General features: G+C 34.5%; 20 protein-coding genes and 2 pseudogenes. 6 read left to right on the plus strand and 16 right to left on the minus strand.

From position 1 onward, the window contains the following. Nucleotides 1-31 precede the first annotated feature (31 nt). The 3 genes and pseudogenes from PSR14_RS18885 to PSR14_RS18895 form a co-directional block, all read right to left on the minus strand. Nucleotides 32-538 carry a CcdC family protein gene (locus PSR14_RS18885; RefSeq protein ID WP_001028639.1) on the minus strand — a complete coding sequence of 169 codons (507 nt, stop codon included), beginning with the start codon at nt 536-538 and terminating at the stop codon, nt 32-34. A gap of 90 nt (nt 539-628) precedes the next feature. After that, nucleotides 629-1,336, minus strand: coding sequence for a cytochrome c-type biogenesis protein CcdA (gene ccdA / locus PSR14_RS18890; protein ID WP_001152681.1), 708 nt, complete (start codon nt 1,334-1,336; stop codon nt 629-631). Nucleotides 1,337-1,352: 16 nt separating this feature from the next. After that, nucleotides 1,353-1,497 (minus strand): annotated as a pseudogene (locus PSR14_RS18895) (peptidase T). 326 nt (nt 1,498-1,823) lie between these two features. Here PSR14_RS18895 and PSR14_RS18900 point away from each other — a divergent pair. The 3 genes from PSR14_RS18900 to PSR14_RS18910 all read left to right on the plus strand — a co-directional run bounded on the left by PSR14_RS18900 (nt 1,824) and on the right by PSR14_RS18910 (nt 5,435). After that, nucleotides 1,824-2,732 carry a DMT family transporter gene (locus PSR14_RS18900; RefSeq protein ID WP_000947030.1) on the plus strand — a complete coding sequence of 303 codons (909 nt, stop codon included), beginning with the start codon at nt 1,824-1,826 and terminating at the stop codon, nt 2,730-2,732. 87 nt (nt 2,733-2,819) lie between these two features. After that, a complete protein-coding gene (locus tag PSR14_RS18905) occupies nt 2,820-3,965 on the plus strand; it encodes a M20 peptidase aminoacylase family protein (RefSeq protein ID WP_000729800.1) in 1,146 nt (381 codons plus the stop codon). Between the two features lie 139 nt (nt 3,966-4,104). Then, a protein-coding gene (locus PSR14_RS18910) for an IS3 family transposase (protein ID WP_098487847.1) occupies nt 4,105-5,435 on the plus strand; the annotation gives its coding sequence in 2 pieces (ribosomal slippage) (nt 4,105-4,492 and nt 4,492-5,435; 1,332 coding nt in all). Between the two features lie 68 nt (nt 5,436-5,503). On the opposite strand, the gene PSR14_RS18915 is transcribed toward PSR14_RS18910, so the two are convergent. The 4 genes from PSR14_RS18915 to alsR all read right to left on the minus strand — a co-directional run bounded on the left by PSR14_RS18915 (nt 5,504) and on the right by alsR (nt 9,147). Further along, the gene (locus tag PSR14_RS18915) at nt 5,504-6,448 is read right to left on the minus strand and encodes an ABC transporter permease (RefSeq protein ID WP_000482767.1); all 945 of its coding nucleotides are present in this window, start codon (nt 6,446-6,448) and stop codon (nt 5,504-5,506) included. Then, nucleotides 6,441-7,352, minus strand: a complete 912-nt coding sequence (locus PSR14_RS18920) for an ABC transporter ATP-binding protein (protein ID WP_000180629.1) — start codon at nt 7,350-7,352, stop codon at nt 6,441-6,443. Before PSR14_RS18920 ends, PSR14_RS18915 begins: the two co-directional genes overlap by 8 nt. Nucleotides 7,353-7,442: 90 nt before the next feature. Next, on the minus strand, nt 7,443-8,018 hold the full coding sequence (locus tag PSR14_RS18925) for an FtsX-like permease family protein (RefSeq protein WP_098487065.1): 576 nt from the start codon (nt 8,016-8,018) through the stop codon (nt 7,443-7,445). 223 nt (nt 8,019-8,241) lie between these two features. After that, a complete protein-coding gene (gene alsR, locus PSR14_RS18930; protein WP_000423226.1) occupies nt 8,242-9,147 on the minus strand; it encodes an acetoin biosynthesis transcriptional regulator AlsR in 906 nt (301 codons plus the stop codon). Between the two features lie 152 nt (nt 9,148-9,299). On the opposite strand from alsR, the gene PSR14_RS18935 reads away from it, so the two are divergent. Together PSR14_RS18935 and PSR14_RS18940 are read left to right on the plus strand one after the other, a co-directional pair. Beyond that, nucleotides 9,300-9,665 carry a CidA/LrgA family holin-like protein gene (locus tag PSR14_RS18935; protein WP_000872364.1) on the plus strand — a complete coding sequence of 122 codons (366 nt, stop codon included), beginning with the start codon at nt 9,300-9,302 and terminating at the stop codon, nt 9,663-9,665. Continuing rightward, nucleotides 9,662-10,339: an LrgB family protein gene (locus PSR14_RS18940; RefSeq protein WP_000578958.1), complete on the plus strand. Its 678-nt coding sequence runs from the start codon at nt 9,662-9,664 to the stop codon at nt 10,337-10,339. Before PSR14_RS18935 ends, PSR14_RS18940 begins: the two co-directional genes overlap by 4 nt. Nucleotides 10,340-10,351: 12 nt before the next feature. Here PSR14_RS18940 and PSR14_RS18945 read toward each other — a convergent pair whose 3' ends face one another. Further along, nucleotides 10,352-10,765: an NUDIX hydrolase gene (locus tag PSR14_RS18945; RefSeq protein WP_073541924.1), complete on the minus strand. Its 414-nt coding sequence runs from the start codon at nt 10,763-10,765 to the stop codon at nt 10,352-10,354. A gap of 140 nt (nt 10,766-10,905) precedes the next feature. On the opposite strand from PSR14_RS18945, the gene PSR14_RS18950 reads away from it, so the two are divergent. Beyond that, nucleotides 10,906-11,106 (plus strand): DUF3903 domain-containing protein, encoded by a 201-nt coding sequence (locus PSR14_RS18950; RefSeq protein ID WP_000576449.1) that lies wholly within the window; start codon nt 10,906-10,908, stop codon nt 11,104-11,106. Between the two features lie 315 nt (nt 11,107-11,421). On the opposite strand, the gene PSR14_RS18955 is transcribed toward PSR14_RS18950, so the two are convergent. The 8 genes and pseudogenes from PSR14_RS18955 to PSR14_RS18990 form a co-directional block, all read right to left on the minus strand. Beyond that, nucleotides 11,422-12,177, minus strand: coding sequence for a sulfite exporter TauE/SafE family protein (locus PSR14_RS18955; RefSeq protein WP_000974648.1), 756 nt, complete (start codon nt 12,175-12,177; stop codon nt 11,422-11,424). Nucleotides 12,178-12,275: 98 nt separating this feature from the next. After that, nucleotides 12,276-12,422, minus strand: a complete 147-nt coding sequence (locus PSR14_RS18960) for a BC1881 family protein (RefSeq protein WP_000644411.1) — start codon at nt 12,420-12,422, stop codon at nt 12,276-12,278. A 165-nt stretch (nt 12,423-12,587) separates the two neighbouring features. Beyond that, nucleotides 12,588-14,315 carry an S-layer homology domain-containing protein gene (locus PSR14_RS18965; RefSeq protein WP_073541925.1) on the minus strand — a complete coding sequence of 576 codons (1,728 nt, stop codon included), beginning with the start codon at nt 14,313-14,315 and terminating at the stop codon, nt 12,588-12,590. A gap of 215 nt (nt 14,316-14,530) precedes the next feature. Further along, complete coding sequence (locus tag PSR14_RS18970; protein WP_014297940.1) at nt 14,531-15,097, minus strand: hypothetical protein; 567 nt, start codon at nt 15,095-15,097, stop codon at nt 14,531-14,533. Between the two features lie 6 nt (nt 15,098-15,103). Beyond that, on the minus strand, nt 15,104-16,123 hold the full coding sequence (locus PSR14_RS18975; protein WP_073541923.1) for a nuclease-related domain-containing protein: 1,020 nt from the start codon (nt 16,121-16,123) through the stop codon (nt 15,104-15,106). Nucleotides 16,124-16,272: 149 nt separating this feature from the next. After that, nucleotides 16,273-16,542, minus strand: a pseudogene (locus PSR14_RS18980) (N-acetylmuramoyl-L-alanine amidase); the annotation flags it as partial. A gap of 64 nt (nt 16,543-16,606) precedes the next feature. Beyond that, entirely contained in the window at nt 16,607-18,370 is a 1,764-nt protein-coding gene (locus PSR14_RS18985; RefSeq protein WP_000818391.1) for an ABC transporter ATP-binding protein, read from the minus strand. Then, nucleotides 18,370-20,121, minus strand: a complete 1,752-nt coding sequence (locus PSR14_RS18990) for an ABC transporter transmembrane domain-containing protein (protein WP_073541921.1) — start codon at nt 20,119-20,121, stop codon at nt 18,370-18,372. Before PSR14_RS18990 ends, PSR14_RS18985 begins: the two co-directional genes overlap by 1 nt. Between the last annotated feature and the right edge of the window lie 23 nt (nt 20,122-20,144).

Here is a 20,144-nt window from a genome sequence, read left to right on the forward strand (position 1 = left end):
GCTGTCTTTTTATTTTATACATATACAGTTTTTAAGTTAATTTCATATCTTTTTCATTATAAAAACCATCTTCTTTTTCCATTTCCTTCTGTAATTTCGTAAAGGAACGGTACATGGCAATTCTCCATGACACAATCATCGCAAATGCCAGCAAGAAGAACATCCCACTAAGTTGTCCCAAATCAAGCGATTGGCTTAAATATGTTTTAAATACAATACGCACGACAAGTAATCCGATTAAAATAAAGACAAATGCTTTCGAACGCTTCAAATAAATCTCTTGTCCTCTAATCTCAAATTTAGATGTTTTAATAAGAAAAATAGAGAAAAACAAACCGACGCCAATTGCTTCTAACATTTCTGCTGGAGTTAATCGAAATTCAGGAAAAACATACATCAACGCTCCCGTACTCATAAAAAATGGTGGAAGTATAATTTTTTTCAATGTTGCAGGTTTCTTAGCTGCTTTTAAACGAATAAACATCGCACCAACAGCCATACAAACAGCAACGATACTGGATAAAACAACTATGTTCATATTTTCTCATCCTTTTTTGTGGCTATATGCAAAATATACTTTCATTATATGCTTTTCCGTTAGTATTTCCAACATTTTCACAGAATAATACTAAAAACCCGTAAAACCACCAAATAAACTTGAGAAATATACGATAATTTTTGTCATCCAGTTAAAGTATAAGAAGATACCCATGATAATCATAATGTATCCCCCGATTTTCATGAACTTCATACTGTTTCTTTTAATCCAAGACATTTTCGTAATAAAGAATGATAGTACGAAGAACGGGATAGCGAATCCAAGTATGTATGCAATCATATAAATCATTGCTGATTCTGGATTTGTTGCTGCTAATCCGATTACAGACACTAAAATAGGTCCTGTACAAGGCGTCCACCCTGCAGCAAATGCCAACCCAATTAAAACAGATCCAAAATAACCACTCGGACGATTTTTAAACGTAAATTTACGATCTTGCATTAAAAACTTCGGCTTAAACACACCGACAATAATAAGACCGAACACGATGATAAATATACCACCTAACTGTCTAATTAAATCTTTATAATTTGTAAAGATGCCTCCAATAAAACTTGTACCAAATCCAATTGCAATAAATATAATTGAAAATCCAAGTAAGAAAAACGCTGTATGTATCATACTTCTTTTGCGAAGCATTGCATTTTCTTCTTTCAACTCAGAAACCGACATACCTGTTATGTACGATAAAAATGCCGGATAAAGCGGTAAGCAACATGGGGAAATAAATGATAAAAACCCAGCACCAAACGCTAAAAAAATACTAATATCTTGCATTATTCCACTCCTCTCCTTACATATTGTAGCAAAAACATATAAAAATACTATGAACAATTCGTGAAATCACTTTTCCAACGTGATAATAAGAAAAACTACCCTTTCACACTTTTTCTGAAAAAACGTTTTCATTTCCTTCTATTTATATAGAAAAATCTCAATTACACTACAAAACCTCTCTAATGTTATTAACATAACAAAGGTAATATAGTTTCTCAAATGATTAGCATGTTATTCGTACGTTTATATACATATTGATTAAAAAATATTTTTTTCAAATGCTGTCTTTATACAATACAAACTTGATTTTACAATACTTCTATTATTACTAATTTCAAGATTATGCATAAATATCATACTTTTATTATTATTCTATAAAATGTCACACTTTTCTTTTATTTGACCCTTCATTTTTAATTTTGTATACTTCCCTCTAGTTATATATGTCCGTTACGGAACAATTTCATATAGATGGGAGGAATATTTCATGCTTCGTTATTCTCTTTTAGTTTTATTAGGAGCGTGTAGTTATGGAATTTTAGCTATTTTCGTTAAACTTGCATATGCAGAAGGATTTTCACTTGGAGAGGTAATTGGCAGCCAATATTTGTTCGGTTGGATTATTTTGCTTGCTATTACACTTCTATTTTCTAGACATCGTGTTCCATTAAAACAAGCTTTAATTTTATTCGTTGCAGGTACATCTGCAAGTTTCACTGGAATTTTTTATTATGCTTCATTAAAAACTGTACCAGCATCTATCGCCATTATACTTTTATTCCAATTCGTTTGGGTCGGAATTATTATTGAAGCAGTCGCAACAAAAACTTTACCTTCAAGAGAAAAAGTTATTTCTGTTATTTTCTTACTTGCAGGTACATTTTTATCAAGTGGTTTACTAGAAAAATCAGCAGGTGATTTCGATACGACTGGAATTATATTAGGCCTATTATCTGCTGTTACATTTGCAACATACATTTTCGTGAGCGGAAAAGTTGCTGTTGAAGTACCTTCATTACCACGCGGTGTTCTTTTAATGGCTGGTGCTTTAACTTTAGTAATGATCGTATTCCCTCCAACATTTATTTTTAACGGTGCAATTTCTGAAGGACTTTGGAAATACGGTTTAGGTTTAGGAACATTCAGTATCGTCATTCCTTCTATCGCCTTTACAATTGGTATTCCAAAGATTGGTTCTGGCTTAGCGACTATTCTTGGCGCTGCGGAACTACCAGTTACAACAATTATGTCTGTATTCGTTTTAAAAGAAGCTGTACTATCTTCACAATGGTTCGGTGTATCACTTATTTTAATCGGGATTGCAATCCCGCAAATTGCTTATGCAATGCGTGGACGTTATCGTAAACATCATACACACAAAAAATTGGCAGCATAAACGAGAGGGGATTTTCATTTGAGAATCCTCTCTTTTAATATTGTATACTTAATGTAAATACTTTATTTAAGAAAGAAGGCATTATAAGTGGCAGCAAATCTAGAGCAATTAACTGAGACGCTAATTTCTATTCGTCGAAATTTACATGAGCATCCAGAACTATCATACGAAGAATTTGAAACGACGAAAGCTATAAAGAATTGGTTGGAAGAGAAAAACATTACGATTATAAATTCTAATTTAGAAACGGGCGTTATTGCTGAAATTTCGGGGAATCGTAACGGACCGCTTATAGCAATCCGTGCTGATATTGATGCCCTTCCTATTCAGGAAGAAACAAATTTATCCTACGCTTCAAAAATCCATGGAAAAATGCACGCTTGTGGGCATGATTTTCATACAGCTGCTATTATAGGGGCTGCTTATTTGCTAAAAGAAAAAGAATCTTCTCTTAGCGGAACTGTACGCTTTATATTCCAGCCAGCTGAAGAAAGTAGTAATGGTGCTTGCAACGTCATCGAAGCCGGGCATTTACGTGGTGTACAAGCTATTTTCGGTATGCATAATAAACCTGATTTACCAGTAGGTACAATCGGTATTAAAGATGGTCCACTGATGGCCGGAGTTGATCGATTTGAAATTGAAATTCACGGAGTTGGTACACATGCAGCTGTACCAGATGCTGGGGTAGACCCTATTGTCGCATCTTCTCAAATTGTGATGGCACTACAAACTATTGTAAGCCGAAATATAAGTTCTTCACATAATGCCGTCGTTAGTGTCACAAACATCCACTCAGGAAATACGTGGAACGTTATTCCTGAAAAAGCAATATTAGAAGGTACTGTTCGTACTTTCCAAGCTGAAACACGCGAAAAAATTCCAGCCTTAATGGAACGTATCATTAAGGGCGTTTCTGATGCACTAGGTGTAAAAACAGAATTCCATTTTCATTCAGGTCCTCCTGCTGTCCATAATGATGAAAGTCTTACTCATTTATGTACACAAACTGCACAGGAAATGTCACTAGACGTGATTACCCCTACTCCTTCCATGGCTGGCGAAGATTTCTCTTTTTATCAACAACACATACCAGGATCATTCGTCTTTATGGGAACGAGTGGTACACATGAATGGCATCATCCAAGCTTTACAGTAGATGAGCGAGCGTTACCTATAAGTGCAGAATACTTCGCTTTGTTAGCTGAAAGGGCACTTAAACATTTTTCCTAAAAAAGGAGCCGTTAAGAAATGCTGAACTGTATCCCGAATCATGGACACTAAAAAAAAGCCCCATGATTCGGGGTTTTTGTGTATTTTTATCAAAAAACCTCGTTATAATGGAATCAACGATAGAAATGAGGTACGGAGAATGAGTAAAATTATTTTTAACGAGATTCAAATGAAACAGCTAGAAAAAAATAAAAATGTATTAAAAGCGTCGGAACGTTCGATTAGCTATTGTCCTGATTTCAAAATAAGAGCGGTAAAAGAAAATCAACAAGGAAAAGGTCCTAGCCAAATCTTTTTAGAGAATGGGTTTGACTTAGCTGTGATTGGTGAGAAGAAACCAAAACAATGCTTGAAACGCTGGCGAAGAACCTTTGAACAATTTGGTGAAGAGGGCTTTTATACAGAACGCCGCGGGAAAGGAAGTACGGGACGCCCTTCGGAAAAAGCTCTCTCTTCTGATGAAAAATTAAAAAAAGCGGAAGCACGTATTGCGTTTTTAGAAGCGGAATTGACATTCCTAAAAAAGTTAGACGAACTCGAAAGGCAGGCGTTACAGAAGAAGCGTTAACACCACGAGAAACATACGCACTGATTGAACAAACCATACGTCGCTTCCAATTCCCACGTATGGTGCGTTACCTTTGTACACTGGCTGGGGTAAGTCGGAGTGGATACTATGCGTGGCTTCATCAGTCAGATAAACATCTAGAAAAAGAACGTAATGATGAAACAGATTATGAATGGATCCAAGAAATTTTTAATCGAAAAGGAAAAATATGTGGTGGTCGTTCTATCAAAATGATGTTGGAAAAGACAAAAGGAATTTGTATGAATCTCAAGCGTATTTACCGTATTATGCGTAAATATAATCTTGTGACAAAGATTCGCCGAGCAAACCCTTATAAACACATCGCAAAAGCGACACAAGAACATAAAACATGTCCGAACCTTTTAAATCGCCAATTCAATCAAGAAGAGCCTGAAAAAAGTATGTTAACCGATATTACCTATTTATTTTATGGACAAGGAAAGAAGGCTTATTTATCATGTGTAAAAGACAGTACAACACGAGAGATTTTAGCCTATCATGTCTCCTCTTCTTTACAAATGGATATCGTCTATCAAACATTAGATAACTTGAAAGAGAGATTAGGAGAAGTCATCCATCCTGAAGCGCTTCTACATTCAGACCAAGGTATTCATTATACACACCCTGAATTTCAGAAACGTGTAAGAGAAATGGGGATCAAACAATCTATGTCCCGTAGGGGCAATTGTTTAGACAACGCACCAATGGAATCCTTCTTTGGTCATATGAAAGATGAATTAGATTACAAAGATTGTCAAACCTTTGAATCCCTTGAGCTCAACATAAAGGATTATATGGAGGAGTATAATTATAATCGTTATCAGTGGACATTAAAAAAGATGGCTCCGATCGAATATCGGAACCATCTTTTAAGTGCTTGATTTTTCAGGGCTTTTTTATTAAACTGTCCATTTTATAGGGTACAGTTCATGCTTAACGGCTCCTTTTTTTAAGTTAAATCACGTTTTAAAAATACTGTATAGGAAATGATTAAAAATACAAATAAATACAGTAATAACATACATGATGCAAACGGGAACGTTACTCCATCAATAAAGCTTCCATTCTTTGCAATACTATATAAATCTGTGTTTGCTGGCAATAAATATTTCGCCCAATCATATCTAGTTGCTGCTAGTAATGCGATGTTTCCTGATAAAGCGAGAAATAGTGAAATACCAATCGCGCCTCCGCTAGATCTTGTTAGCACAGAAATCATAAATGCAAACGCTGCGTACACAATCGTCGGCAACCACGATAAAATATAATACTTACTAGCTTCTACAAAAATATTTTGTTTTATAATATTTCCATCTTGGAAAATAAACTCGCTCCATGCAGGCTGCTGGAATTTATAAATAACAAGCCCACATAAAATGGAAAAAATCATATTAAATATAAACAATAACGCTGCAAATATGACAATTGCTAAAAACTTAGCTGTCAAAATTTTAAAGCGACTCGCTGGTCGTATTGTTAAAAATTTATATGTTCCCCAGCTATATTCATTCGCAAAAATTGTACTTGCATACACGAGGATAAACGGAAGTAATATTGGAAATACGATAAAGCCTGTATCTCTCATGAAAGAAATTGGAGAACTACTTGCCGGTGCTGTATCTGTATCTAAATGCTTCATCTTAAGCTGATATTCCTTTACAAGCTCATCCCCAGATCGTTCCGCTAAAATTGCTCCTTTTTCCATGCCTAGCTTTTTCTCAATTTCTACAGTTCGTTCTGTATAATCAGCTTTCCATCCTTTTGTTTCCGGCTCCAAATACTTTACAGTAACCCATCCTAATCCGATTATTAATACTGCAATAACTGCAAATGGAATAATCGTTCGCTTTCGCTTAAATATTTTATACAATTCGTTATACACTAAATTAAACAATATCTTTTCCCCCTGTTAATTCTAAAAATTGCTCTTCTAACGTTTTTCTCTCTTCATATACACGATACACTTGAATGTTTTTCTCAAGCAATGTACGAATAACATTTGGGATTTCTTCATCTTTTACATGAATAAGTAAATCATTACCTTTTATTAAAACATCTTGGTCTAACATTTCTGCCGCTTTATTCGCATCATCTACGCGTATACGGATTGTCTCCATCTCTTCACTTTGATTATGCTGAATATTTTGCGTCGCGACATATTCTCCGTGCTGAATAATGATAACTCTATCACACATTAATTCAACTTCCGAAAGTAAGTGACTAGATACCAGTACCGCTTTTCCTTGTTCATGTGCAATTTTCTTTATGTACATTCTCATTTCATGTATTCCACTAGGGTCTAATCCATTCGTTGGTTCGTCTAATATTAATACATCTGGATCATGAATAAGCGCTTGGGCAATTCCTAAACGTTGTCTCATGCCGAGTGAATATGCTTTTACTTTGCGATCAATGACTTGTCCCATACCTAGCAGTTTCACTACTTCATCGATACGTTCTTCTGTAACGTTACCATTCATGCGTCCGAAATATGTTAAATTCTCATAGCCACTCAAAAACGGATAAAATTCCGGTGTCTCAATTACCGCTCCAATTTTCGAGGCAGTACTTTCAAATTGCTGTTTTACAGATTGACCATCAATCCAAACTTCGCCCTCTGTCATACGAATCATGCCGACCATCATTCTCATTAAAGTCGTTTTTCCAGCACCATTTGGTCCAAGCAAACCAACTACTTCACCTTTTTTAACTTCGAAACTAATATTTTCTACAAGTGTCTTTGAACCGATTCGCTTCGTTAACTGCTCAACCTTTACAATCGATTGTTCATTTGTCATGCTATACAACCTTTCCTTCCCATTCTTTGTCAGGTCTTTACACTGTAACATGATTATTTTTATGTGTAAAATGGAAAAAGGCATGATTTCTCATACCTTTTCTTTAAACTGAAATGAATTTTCACCTTGTAAACTTTGAACAAATCGAATACATTGCACCATCGATAATAGAAGAATAACAATCATAATTATACTCACTACTACTATTGCATATATTGTAATCGGTGCACTATTTATCCTTTGTATTCCTGTTATTTTCATAAAGATAATCGTAAATAATTTTAAAAATAACATCCCATTAACTAATCCAAAAACAAACGCTGCTCCATAAATAAATAATTGCTCCTGACATAATAAACATAGTACATCATTTCTCTTCCTATTCTCTGCTACATAAGATTTAATTTCTTCTTTCCTCGCTTGCAAAAGAGAATAAGTCATTTTATATGTAATAAACGTACATATGAAAATGACTACGATAAACAACGTGTAAAAACACATTTGAAATAAAAGTGTAGTCCCTAATTCCCCAGCAACTACTTCATTAAATTGTAGCGATATCATAAAAAACAAAATCATAATACTCATAGCAATCCACATAAATTGCTTCATCCTTTTGGTAGCAAATGTTCTTATATTTTTTCTCGCTAACCGACATAAAGACATAAAATTCTTCCCCTACCTTATTACATACGCATTCTATACTACTAGTGTATAAAAATATGACATTTTAAACATCGCACTACAATCGGAATTTTCTCTAAGTCTTTAGTCCTAGAAAACAAAAATGAACATGTTTATCTCTTTCGTATAGAACTAAAAAAACACTAAAGCGGAAATGCAATTACATTTCCGCTTTAGTGTTTAACGAGGTGTATTTTTCAATAACTTAATTAATCTCATCCTCAACTTCTATTCTTTTCTTCTCTCTTGCAATTTTTAAAAACTCTAAAAGCTCTGGATTGCTATTCATTTTTTTGTAAGCGACTGACATTTCTGCAACAAAATTAGAATCATATAGCTCTTTATATACAACTTCCGTTTTATATAATTTATTTGCCGATACCGGTATGACTGTAATTCCAATCCCTGCTGCTACAAGTCCCATAACTGTTTGATATTCCGTTGCTTCTTGCACAATACGCGGGCTAAATCCAACTTCTCTACAAAGGGATAAAATTGTATCATACAAAGCTGGCCATACTGGTCTCGTAATAAATACAAACGGTTCATCCCGTAAATCTTCTATATGTATTTCATCTTTCTCTGCAAGTGGATGAGCCTTCGGTAAACATAACGTACAAGATAGTTTTTGAATTGGCTCTAATTCTAATAATTGTGTCGGGATTGGTGGACGCAAAAATCCAATATCAATACGATTATCATGAAGTGCATGCACTTGATCTGGAGTAGATAATTCATGTAATGCAACAGACACCCTCGGAAATTTCTTTCTATACTCCCTTACGATAGATGGTAAAATATCATATATCGCCGCACCTACAAAACCAATTGAAAGTGAGCCCACTTCTCCCCTTTGGGCACTTTGTGCAATTTCTACAGCTTTTTCAATTTGTTCAAACGCTTTTTTTACTTCTTTCAAAAACATTTCTCCAGCTTCTGTTAATTCAACCTTTCTCTTCGTTCTTGAAAATAACATAACTCCCATTTCTTTTTCTAATTGCTGAATTTGTTGACTAAGCGGTGGTTGTGTCATTTGTAAACGAGCAGCTGCTCGTCCAAAGTGTAACTCCTCTGCCACTACAACAAAATATTGCAAATGCCGTAATTCCATTTTGGACACCCTTTTCCATTTCAATTAATACGTCTAATATATTAATAACATATAATTTATATATTAGACAAATTTTTTGAATGAACGTATAGTAGAAATTGTTAATTCTTTTTTACAATTTTTATGTAAAAAAAGAAAGAGGTGGTTACTGTATGAAATGGTGGAAATTAAGCGGACAAATTTTACTATTATTTTGTTTCGCTTGGACAGGTGAATGGATTGCAAAACAGGCACACCTCCCAGTTCCAGGAAGTATTATCGGTATTTTTTTATTATTAATCTCATTAAAATTTAACCTAGTGAAAAAAGAGTGGATACAAGACGGTGCAGACTTTTTATTAAAAGAACTTATTTTATTTTTCATTCCTTCTGCAGTCGCTGTCATACGCTACAAAGATACACTATCACAATATGGAATCGATCTCATCTTAATTATTATGATTAGTACACTTTGTGTCACTCTCGTTACAGGACTCTTAACAGAATTGCTACTAAAGCGGAAAGGATCCGTGCAATGATCGGCTTTCTTTGTTTACTATTAACACTATTCACATATTGGATATCGAAGAAAATGTATCAACGCTGGAATTGGAGCTTACTTTCTCCTCTTCTCGTATGTCCTATTATTTTAATCGCGTTATTACTCGGACTAGACACATCTTATGAAACGTATGAAACTGGAGGCCACTGGTTAACAGAATTATTAAAACCTGCAACAGTTGCTTTTGCATGGCCAATCTATAAATACTTTGATTTACTTAAGAAACATGGAATGGCTATTTTACTTAATGTCATTGTCGGTTCGTTTCTATCAGTTATTACTTCAGCACTACTAGCAAATTATTTTCAAATTGATTCATCGTTAGAGCATAGTTTAGCACCTCATATTGTAACGACGCCAATTGCAATGGCCATTTCAGAAATGATTGGTGGTATGTCACAATTAACAGCAGTATTTGTTGTTTTAACTGCGTTAACAGGAGCATTGCTCGGACCTTCTCTCATTCGTATATGCCGTATTAAAACAGCAATTGCAAAAGGTATTATGTTAGGAACGAGCGCAAATGGAACTGGTACATCAAAAGCATTCGAAATCGGTCCTGTAGAAGGAACGATTGCAAGTTTATCTATGCTTTTAACTGCAGGAGCTAGTTTAGTTATCGTTCCGCTTTTCTTATCGTGGATACATTGAAAAAGCAAGTGTTTACACACTTGCTTTTTTATTTATGTATTTGTTTAAAATCTCATAATCCTCCGGGAAAGATAACGTTAATTCCTTCATTTCATCTATCCTCTTCCAAGCAATTTCATGTATTAACTCATCAGGATCTTGGATTTTCATACTACCGCCTATTCTTTTTACGACATAATAATGAACGTATACAGGAACCCCATATGTAATCGCTTCTTTTTCGTATATTTTACTTACAACTTCCACATTGTAGCCTGTTTCTTCCCAAACCTCTCGGATACAACATTCCTCTAATGTTTCTCCTTTTTCAAGTCCTCCACTTGGGACGGACCACCTTTTTTCTTCATCCTTTTGTCCTTGTAATAACATTAAAACTTCATTTCTTTCATTTACACATACTGCTGCGCAACCTATCCATCTTTCCATATACACCCCTCCCCTACTACTATTCGTCTCCTTTTGTATTTTCTCCTTGAAAAAAAGGAAAAAAGGAAAACAATGACGAAATTTTACATCAACTTCATAGGCAGTTCCTTCTTAGAAATTAAAAACGGAAGGATGAAAGCATGATTTTTAAATATGTTGTGGAATGTGTCTTTTGTGAAGAAAATCGAAAACCTCGCCAAGCTATCGTCACAGTTCCTGCTACTACTCAGCTACTAGCCATTGAAAAAGTGCGTGCAGAATGTAAACGTCGTTTCGGAAAAGCTTTATTATTACAAACTGAAATTAAAGAAGAAATAGTTTTTGAACAAAAAGAAAGCTGACCATAAATTGGTCAGCTTTCATATCCGATCATATTTTCACATGAAGATTAGGGGCATCCTCTTTAAGGATCGGGATTTTCCCATTATGTACGTTCCATAATGGTCATCGAACAATATATTTCTATACAATTAAATATTGAATAGAATAGGGCAAAACTTGTTCGCATTTTTAGAAAAGGGATAGGGATATAATTCAAGTAGTACTTCGAATACTCGAACTTTACACTCATTATATTAAAGCAAATCCTTTTATATGGGAAATATGAATTACTTACATAATTCATTCGTAAAACATATTAGTTTGCTATATTATTTTTATCCCATTAATAACATACATCCAGCGAAAACTGGTGTCATAATCATTGAAAACTTCAAAAGCATACGTGGTGCATAATTTGTAAACTTCGCACCGATATAAGCTCCTAGCATCGTCCCAATTAATACTTGCAATAATAATATATAATCTAGATACCCTTCTGAACTATACCCTAACCCACCCCCAATCGCAATGGGCAATATAACAAGCATTGTTGTTCCTACAGATTGCTGAATCGTCAATCCTAATAGAACCATTAATCCAAGTTGAATAAATGGTGCAGAACCAATCCCAAATGAACCAGCCATCATTCCAGTGACTAATCCAAGACATATACATTTCATTATGTTCTCTTTCGAAAAATCTTTAATCTCTGCTAAAAGTAACTCTTCCCTATTTTGAAACTTAATTAATTTAATAAACATAAAAATTGCAGATAAAAATAGCATCCCAGCTGTAAACCAATGAAGAAGATGTCCTGGTATAAGTGAACCAATTTTTGAACCGATATAAGAACCAAGCGCTCCACATCCCCCAACAATCCCGCCTATAGTAAGTACTACATTTCCTTCACGATAATGACTTATAACCCCAGATAATGTCGTAAATGCCATAGCAGTTAAAGACGTTGCAAGTGCAACGTGAATAGGAATATGGAATACTAAAGTGAGTATCGCGATAATAAACCCGGCTCCCCCAGCTCCAACAAACCCTAATAAAATCCCCATTACTAACATCGTTATAATAATTGCCACATACTCTCCCTCCAGTAAGGCAATTATCCACCATATTCTTTCTTCTACACAAATAAAAAGCATCCATCTAGGATACTTTTTATTTCAATACTATGTACTTAATCTTGATTAATCAAAATAACCGCGGGACCAGCGACTACTACTCCAGCTACTTCGATTTTTTCAAATTCCTTTACTGTAATAGATATAACGCCTTCTCTTTCCATCAATTCTTTACTCAGGACATCAGTCGGTATAGCTTTCACCGTCTTACCTCCTTTTCATTTATACAATATGCAAAAAACAACTTAACGCATCTATATATATGCATCACCTCCGCTTTCATTCCTTATTCCCTTCAAAACCCTTCTCTCCCTTCCATAACGTATTGAAAAATAAAAAAAGCACTCGCAATCGCGAATGCTTTTTCATTATTTACTTTCTATTACTTTTAACATTCTATTAATAAATGCTGCCGATTCTCCACGCGTTGCAGAACCTTTCGGCATAAATTCATTATTTTCATTTCCTTTTACAATACCTAATCCATAAACACGTTGTACAGCTTGTTTATCATATGCTAAATCTTGATCTGAAAATGGTAACGAGACTAAGTTACCTTTAATTTTTTTATATTGCAGTGCACGGTCAATCATGATAACAGCTTCATCTCGTTTAATCGTATCGTTTGGAGCAAATATACCATTTCCTCTACCACTTATTATCCCAGCACTTGCTGCACGATTAATACCATCTATTAGCGATGGATGTGCTGTATTTAAGTCATTAAAATTCGATGATCCTTCAGGTAGCTGCAATGATCTTGATATTAAATTTGCAAATTCACCACGTGTCACAAGGCGCTCTGGCCAATAAGAACCTTTTCCATCTCCAACCATAATACCGCGCTTATCTAATTCACGAATGTCTGCTTCATACCAACCACCCGTTATATCATCTTTATGGTTCGCATCATAATAAACTTTCGTTCCTTGCAAGAATGGTTCCCACCCATTATTTTTAATCATAATGGCTGGACAAATCTTCCCACTCCAAAATTGATGTTTTTTCACATTTTCTAAAGGAATATTTAATTCTCCCATTAAATAAGCTGCTAGTTTACGAGCATTTTCAACAGCTTTATTATAATCACCATCTTCGTTTACAGCAATTTCAATCGCAATTGATTCTCGATTCCCAGTTCCTTCAGCTCCATCTCCAGCATGCCAAGCATTTTCATTTAGTGGGAGATGCTGATAAATCTCTTTATCATCTACCGTAAAGTGCCACGACGCTGAACGATCTTCCGTTCCCGTTGCTTGGTTATATAAATATATCGCATGGTTTCTAGCATTTGCCCCAACATTATAATTATCGGTCTCATGAATCGTAATATACTTCGGGTTCATCGCATAACCTGGACGAATATTTTCATTTCCTTTTGGTACAATCATTTCTTTTAAAGGTACACCATAAATATCCGTTGTTTTCTCTTCTATTGGCGCAGCATACATAGCTGCTGCACGTTTTGTACGTGTTGGTGCTGCATCTTGTATAAGTGAAGCTTTTGTTCCTTCAAATTTTGCTGAAGGTGAATGAATCCATTTCATCTCATTATTTATTTTTACTTGAAACCATTCTCCCGCCTGTCCAATTGCTTGAATAGTTTGCGGCTCCAGTACATTTTCTTCTTTGTATGAAGTAAATGGTTGAGAGTAAGTAGAGCTTTCTTCATTAATAACTAACTTTTCACTTAATAACGGGTGAATTTCTTTAACCTCTACATTTCCATCACTATTTTGTATCCATCCCGTTCCCGATGAAGTTTGAACATAGTAAGCGTTTCCTTTTCTCTTCTCAGCTTTTACGACTTGATTCGAAATACGAATCCCTGTCTCTTTTTGAAAATTACTAGAATCGTATAAAGGTACTTCTCTCACTATATGTACAAGAAACTCACCTTGCACTTCACTTCTTACTCCTTTATCTTCCCCTCGACCATCTTCATCTTTCATATGGTTTTCAATACTTTTTAAAGCTTGTTCTTCAGATGAAACTGTAACAGTTTTTCCAAGTTCATTAGCATAGGAATAATTTGGAATCGTTACCATACTAAATACAATTGATGCAGCTAAAACATTATGAAATCCTTTTTTCATCATACTACTTAACACGCATATCATTAAATTCGTGTTAAAATTCCCCTCCTCAACCAAAATATAGATTATCTACTAAACTATTAAGCAACATAACCATTTACAATATAACAGACTCATTCCAATTCGTATAGATAGGAATGACTACTATTTGCCTACATTTACTATATTGGAATATAAAAAAGAAGCTATAATATATAGCTTCTCTCTACGGTTCTTTAATCGGTATGCACCTTATATTCCAAAACTTTACCATCTCTATCAAATTGTAAAACAAGATGTTCACTATCTATGGGAATAAAGCCACGTTCAGTTCCAAGATAGTACGAAGTGATAACCCCGTTTTCTTCATTTCTCGTTTCAGTAGGCATTCCTAATAATTGTGTAATTTCTTCATTTGATTTTCCTGTTAATTTATATTTTTGCAATAGATCATCTACCATATGTACCCGTTTATCTTCAGCGTGTAACCACCGATCTTGGTTAAACTTGGAAGTGTACGTATTCATACTTAATTGTGCAGTACATACTACTAACGGAATAAGTGCTACTATTAATACTCCCGACATTTGCTTCTTTTCTTCATTACGATTTTTAGCAACATATAAGATCGACTTTTGAATCATAACTAATAAAACAAATGGCATGACTATTATAAAAATGCTCGTTACACTTAATGACGTATGAGCCATACCAATAATAAACATAAGAGCAAGATACATGAGTATATACAAACAAATATAAACATACAAAATACCCCTTAATATAGCACTCAGAAAGCCCACCTCTTTTTAATTCATTATATAATTCATTCGATTAATGGTTTCTCGAAGTTTTTCTAACTCTTGACCTGTATATATTACTTTCCCCGTTAAGAATTCATTTCTGAAAAACGATACAAGTTGCTCTCTATCTTTTAATCTCGCCGTTTTTTCTTCAGAAAGATCTAACACTTCTTTCCCATTCTCATTATAAAAATATACAATCGGATTTATGTTTTCCTTTACAATATCAACTTGCATTTCTTTCAAACAATTGTATAGAATATGAGATAGTTTCTTCGCTCTATATACTGGGTTCCCTTCATTTTTCACTTGTATCGTTAATGAATCTTCACCTGTAATATATTCAAACGTCTCTTCTTTCTCTATCTCTTGTTGATACTTGCCAATTTCATCAATCATAAATGAATATGTACTAGCATTTTCTTTCGTTAAGCCATGAATTAATTTCCCTGTCCATTCTTTCGTTTCAAGTACATACATACCCGTTTTACTTAAAACAAGATGATGAATTCGAAAATCATTTCTTCCATGCTGATTTCTCATAAAAACATTCGGCATAATATGAAATTCATTATCTAGTATTATGCCTTGCTCTACGAAGCCACGCTTCATATACTGTAATGTTTCGTGTGTACTCACTTCGGCTCCATTTTTCGTATACTCTCGCAAATCTGCAATTAACTTTTGAAACATATGTATTTCGTTACTATGTTTTTCTTGCATTTCACTGCGTTCTTTACTATGTTGCACAGCTAATTGATTTTTCATCATGCGCATATTTTCAAGTTCTCTCGCTGCACTTATTTGTAAATCATTGTATTTTTTCTGTTCTATATTTTTTAATGTATTTTGCTGCTCTTTATGTTCTGTAACCGTAGCTGCAATTTCATTTTCGTACGTTTCAATTGCTTGTTTTTTTTCAAATTCCGCTTGCTGACTCTCTGATTCTAACTGTTTATTTTTATAAAACAGCACGAATACTGCAGCTAATAATAATAAAATTACACCTATTAGCACATATTCCATATTTTTTCTCCTTTATTGCATTTTCAATTATTTTTATAAACATCCATTATATTATACTATGCTTTTAATATACACTTTGTAAAAATTACATATTTATAATAAAAGGCATCTCAAGCGAGATACCTTTTACGTTCATTTTATTGTACACTATACTGAATATAACTCGGATCATAGTATATCCATTCGCTTTCACCTAAAGCAAGCCAACTATCTTGTTCGTCCAAAACTTCATATGATTCTCCTCTATTTAGCTGACGGATTACATTTGACTGTAAAGATGGTCCACCCCATAACTTTACATTATCGCCATTAATTACAGTAACACCATAGACTGCAGTAGCACTACTGGGCCGGTAAACATTTCCACCACCATTTGTTCCATTTCCTTGCAAAGCTTCTAATGAAACCGCTTCTGTGACGACGTTTATACTATAGACATAAAGAGCAAACATATTTTATAACCAAAGTAAAAAAGCCTTGTAATTACAAGGCTTTTTGTAAACTTCCTTTATTTTGTAGTAAGTACATATTATAATACAATCCTTGTTCACTCAGTAATTCTTGATGTGTCCCTCTCTCTACTATCTCTCCATCGTGCATAACAAAAATTTGATCTGCATCTTGTATGGTAGATAATCTGTGTGCAATCGCTATCGTAGTCCGTCCTTTTCGCATTTGCTGTAACGCTGTTTGGATTGCATCTTCAGTTTCTGTATCAATATTTGCTGTTGCTTCATCTAATACTAACACTTTCGGATTCGTTGCTATCGTTCTAGCGAAAGCAATTAATTGTCGTTGACCACTAGAAAATGCAGCTCCTCTTTCTACTACTTCCGTTTCATACTGCTCTGGTAATTTTTCAATAAACGTATTCGCTTGCACAAATTGTGCCGCTTCTTTTACTTCTTCATCCGTAATTTCTTCATTATACATACGAATATTTTGCTTTACATTTCCCGCAAATAAAAATGCATCTTGCAATACAAGTCCTATTTTCTTTCTAATTTCTTGTTCTTCAAATTTCTCTAACTCTACACCATCTATTACAATATTTCCGGACTTAATATTATAGAATCTCAGTAATAAATTCATAATGGTACTCTTTCCGCTACCAGTGTGCCCAACGAAAGCAACCGTTTGCCCTTGTTTCACGTGAAAAGATACATTTTTTAAAACATCACGTTTTCCATCGTACGAAAAAGTAACATTTTTAAATTCAATATCTCCATTAATAACTTGAGGATTTCCATCCCCTTTTTGAACTGGCGCTAAATCTTTCTCATCCATTAAATGAAATACACGTGATGATGAAACCAGTGCCTGTTGGAAAAATGATAATTTCATCATCATCTCATTTACAGGCTGGAAGAAACGATGGATATAGTTAACAAACGCATATAAAACGCCTACTTCAACAGGACTCTTCAAAGCATCAATTCCAAATAAACCAAGTACTAACGCAATAGCTACAATATGAACTAAATCAGTTGCTGGACGTAAAAGCAATGCATCTAACTTTAATGTACGTCGCCCTGCACTATAATGTTTATTATTCACTTCTTCAAATTCTTTTCTCATGCGCTTTTCTTGTCTGAACACTTGAACAATATTCATCCCTTGAATGGACTCGTTTAACTTTGCATTTAACACACTTAATTGATTACGGACTTCTAAATAAAAAGCTGCACTTTTCCGGCGATATAATACCATAATCGCAAACATGATCGGAATTAATACGAGAGAAAATAGCGCTAATTTTACATTTAATAAAAACATCGCTACTAAAATCCCTACTAAAAATACGATATTTTTAACAAATGTTGATAATACACTGACATAAAAGTCTTTAATTGCTTCTGTATCATTCGTTATGCGCGATACAAGCGTACCAATCGGCGTACGATCAAAGAAACTTAATGACAACTTTTGAACATGCTCATATACTTCAACACGCATATCTTGAACAATTTTAAAAGCGATATTTTGAAAATATAACAAGTCTAAATAAGTAAATAATACTTTTAATAAGTGAGCAACAATATACACTACAAATAGAGTAACAAGTGCTGATTGATCAAAGTTACGTGGTACTAAGTGTTCATCAAGGAATTGTTTAATTAAAAAAGGACCCATCATTTCTGTTACAGTTGCACCAACTAGAAATAAAAATGCTAATGCTAACAGTCCTTTATATGGCCTCATATAAGACAGTAATCTTCTTAAATCGCTCTGTTTTTTCTCAGCCATCATACGCCTCCTTTCTCGACTAATGCTTCTAACTGCTGGCTCTCATACATTTCTTTATACCAACCATGTTCTTTCATTAGTTGTTCATGTGTACCTCGTTGTACAATTTTACCTTCATCCACAACAAGAATAAGATTGGCATGCTGAATTGCACTTAAACGATGGGCAGTAATAATTGTCGTTTTCCCTGCTCTCTCCCTCTTTAAAGCATTTAAAATCGTTTCTTCTGTTTTTGCATCTACCGCTGATAAACAATCATCTAAAATTAATATTTCAGCATCCGTTAATAAAGCACGCGCAATAGAAATTCTCTGTTTTTGACCTCCAGATAAAGAAACGCCTCTTTCCCCAACTACTGTTTCATACCCCTCTGAAAATTGAAGGATGTCATTGTGAATACAAGCAATCTCTGCAGCACGGGTAATTTCATTATATGTAGCATCCGCCTTTCCAAAGGCAATATTCTCCCCAATACTCGCTGAAAATAAAAAATGATCTTGCGGCACATATGAAATAGCAGAACGGACACCGTAAAGTGTTACATCGCGAATATCCCGCTCTCCAACTTTTAATTCACCATTAAAATGATCATACTCACGAATTAAACATTTTAATAAAGTCGTTTTCCCTGCACCTGTACGTCCTACAATCCCTAACGTTTCCCCTTTCTTCAAATCAAAATGAATATCTGTTAAATGTAACAGTTCATTTTTCTTATACGAAAACGAATCGACCGCAAATGAAACATCACCGCTCGCTACTGTATGCACAGCATTTTCTCTATTTACTACATCTGATTTTTGTGAGAGAATTTTTTCTACACGGTCATACGAAGCACGCCCACGCTCCATAATATTAAACAGCCATCCAAACGCTAACATCGGCCAAACGAGGGTACCTAAATACGTCGTAAATGTAACGAGATTACCTACTGTTAATTCACCTCTCACAACTAATACTGACCCGTAACATACTGCGATTAAAAATGAAAATCCTACGATAAGAGCGATTGTTGGATCAAATAACGAATCGATACGTGCAACTAACATATTTTTATGTACGACATCTTCTGATTTTTTTCGGAACGCTTGCAAATCTTCTTTTTCTTGTCCAAGCGATCGAATTACCTTCATCCCACTCATACTCTCTTGCACTTTATCATTGATTTCCGAAAACGATTGCTGTGCTTTATGAAACCTTTTATGTAATAAAGTGCCGTAATAATTTGTCGATATTGCTACAATCGGCATTGGAATTAAGCTTAACAATGTTAACTTCCAACTAATTGTAAAACCCATTGCTACGAGTACACATCCTCCAACAGCCAATGAATCAACAAGTGTTAAAACACCCGCCCCAGCAGTTTGCTGAATTGCTTGAATATCGTTGGTCGCGTGCGCCATTAAATCACCTGTGCGATTTGACTGATAGAAAGATGGACTCATCTTTGTAAAATGTTCATACAAATTTTTCCGTAATTGGCGAGCTAATTTTAATGAAGATCCGAAAATCATAATACGCCACACGTAACGTAATATGTACATCGTAATACCTACGAGTACTAAGAGTACAACCCATTTTAGTAACTTATCAGTCGTTAATGTTCCCTCATTAATTTCATCTACAACAATCCCAATCACTTTTGGTGCTACAAGTTCTAAAAGTGCAACGCCAAATAATAAAATAATTCCGGTTATGTACGCTCGTTTTTCTTGTTTAAAAAACCACGCTAAATTCATAAACACTTTCATATTTTTCCCCCTCTCTTAAAATG

The organism is Bacillus sp. A01H (assembly GCF_045277205.1).
Classification (GTDB): Bacteria; Bacillota; Bacilli; order Bacillales; family Bacillaceae_G; genus Bacillus_A; species Bacillus_A paranthracis.

Bases quoted from the DNA above. Each gene is read 5' to 3' on its own strand.
- PSR14_RS18885 (WP_001028639.1), bottom strand. From the start codon at position 538: ATGAACATAGTTGTTTTATCCAGTATCGTTGCTGTTTGTATGGCTGTT.
- ccdA (WP_001152681.1), bottom strand. From the start codon at position 1,336: ATGCAAGATATTAGTATTTTTTTAGCGTTTGGTGCTGGGTTTTTATCA.
- PSR14_RS18900 (WP_000947030.1), top strand. From the start codon at position 1,824: ATGCTTCGTTATTCTCTTTTAGTTTTATTAGGAGCGTGTAGTTATGGA.
- PSR14_RS18920 (WP_000180629.1), bottom strand. From the start codon at position 7,352: ATGACAAATGAACAATCGATTGTAAAGGTTGAGCAGTTAACGAAGCGA.
- PSR14_RS18925 (WP_098487065.1), bottom strand. From the start codon at position 8,018: ATGTCTTTATGTCGGTTAGCGAGAAAAAATATAAGAACATTTGCTACC.
- alsR (WP_000423226.1), bottom strand. From the start codon at position 9,147: ATGGAATTACGGCATTTGCAATATTTTGTTGTAGTGGCAGAGGAGTTA.
- PSR14_RS18935 (WP_000872364.1), top strand. From the start codon at position 9,300: ATGAAATGGTGGAAATTAAGCGGACAAATTTTACTATTATTTTGTTTC.
- PSR14_RS18940 (WP_000578958.1), top strand. From the start codon at position 9,662: ATGATCGGCTTTCTTTGTTTACTATTAACACTATTCACATATTGGATA.
- PSR14_RS18945 (WP_073541924.1), bottom strand. From the start codon at position 10,765: ATGGAAAGATGGATAGGTTGCGCAGCAGTATGTGTAAATGAAAGAAAT.
- PSR14_RS18950 (WP_000576449.1), top strand. From the start codon at position 10,906: ATGATTTTTAAATATGTTGTGGAATGTGTCTTTTGTGAAGAAAATCGA.
- PSR14_RS18965 (WP_073541925.1), bottom strand. From the start codon at position 14,315: ATGAAAAAAGGATTTCATAATGTTTTAGCTGCATCAATTGTATTTAGT.
- PSR14_RS18975 (WP_073541923.1), bottom strand. From the start codon at position 16,123: ATGGAATATGTGCTAATAGGTGTAATTTTATTATTATTAGCTGCAGTA.
- PSR14_RS18985 (WP_000818391.1), bottom strand. From the start codon at position 18,370: ATGGCTGAGAAAAAACAGAGCGATTTAAGAAGATTACTGTCTTATATG.
- PSR14_RS18990 (WP_073541921.1), bottom strand. From the start codon at position 20,121: ATGAAAGTGTTTATGAATTTAGCGTGGTTTTTTAAACAAGAAAAACGA.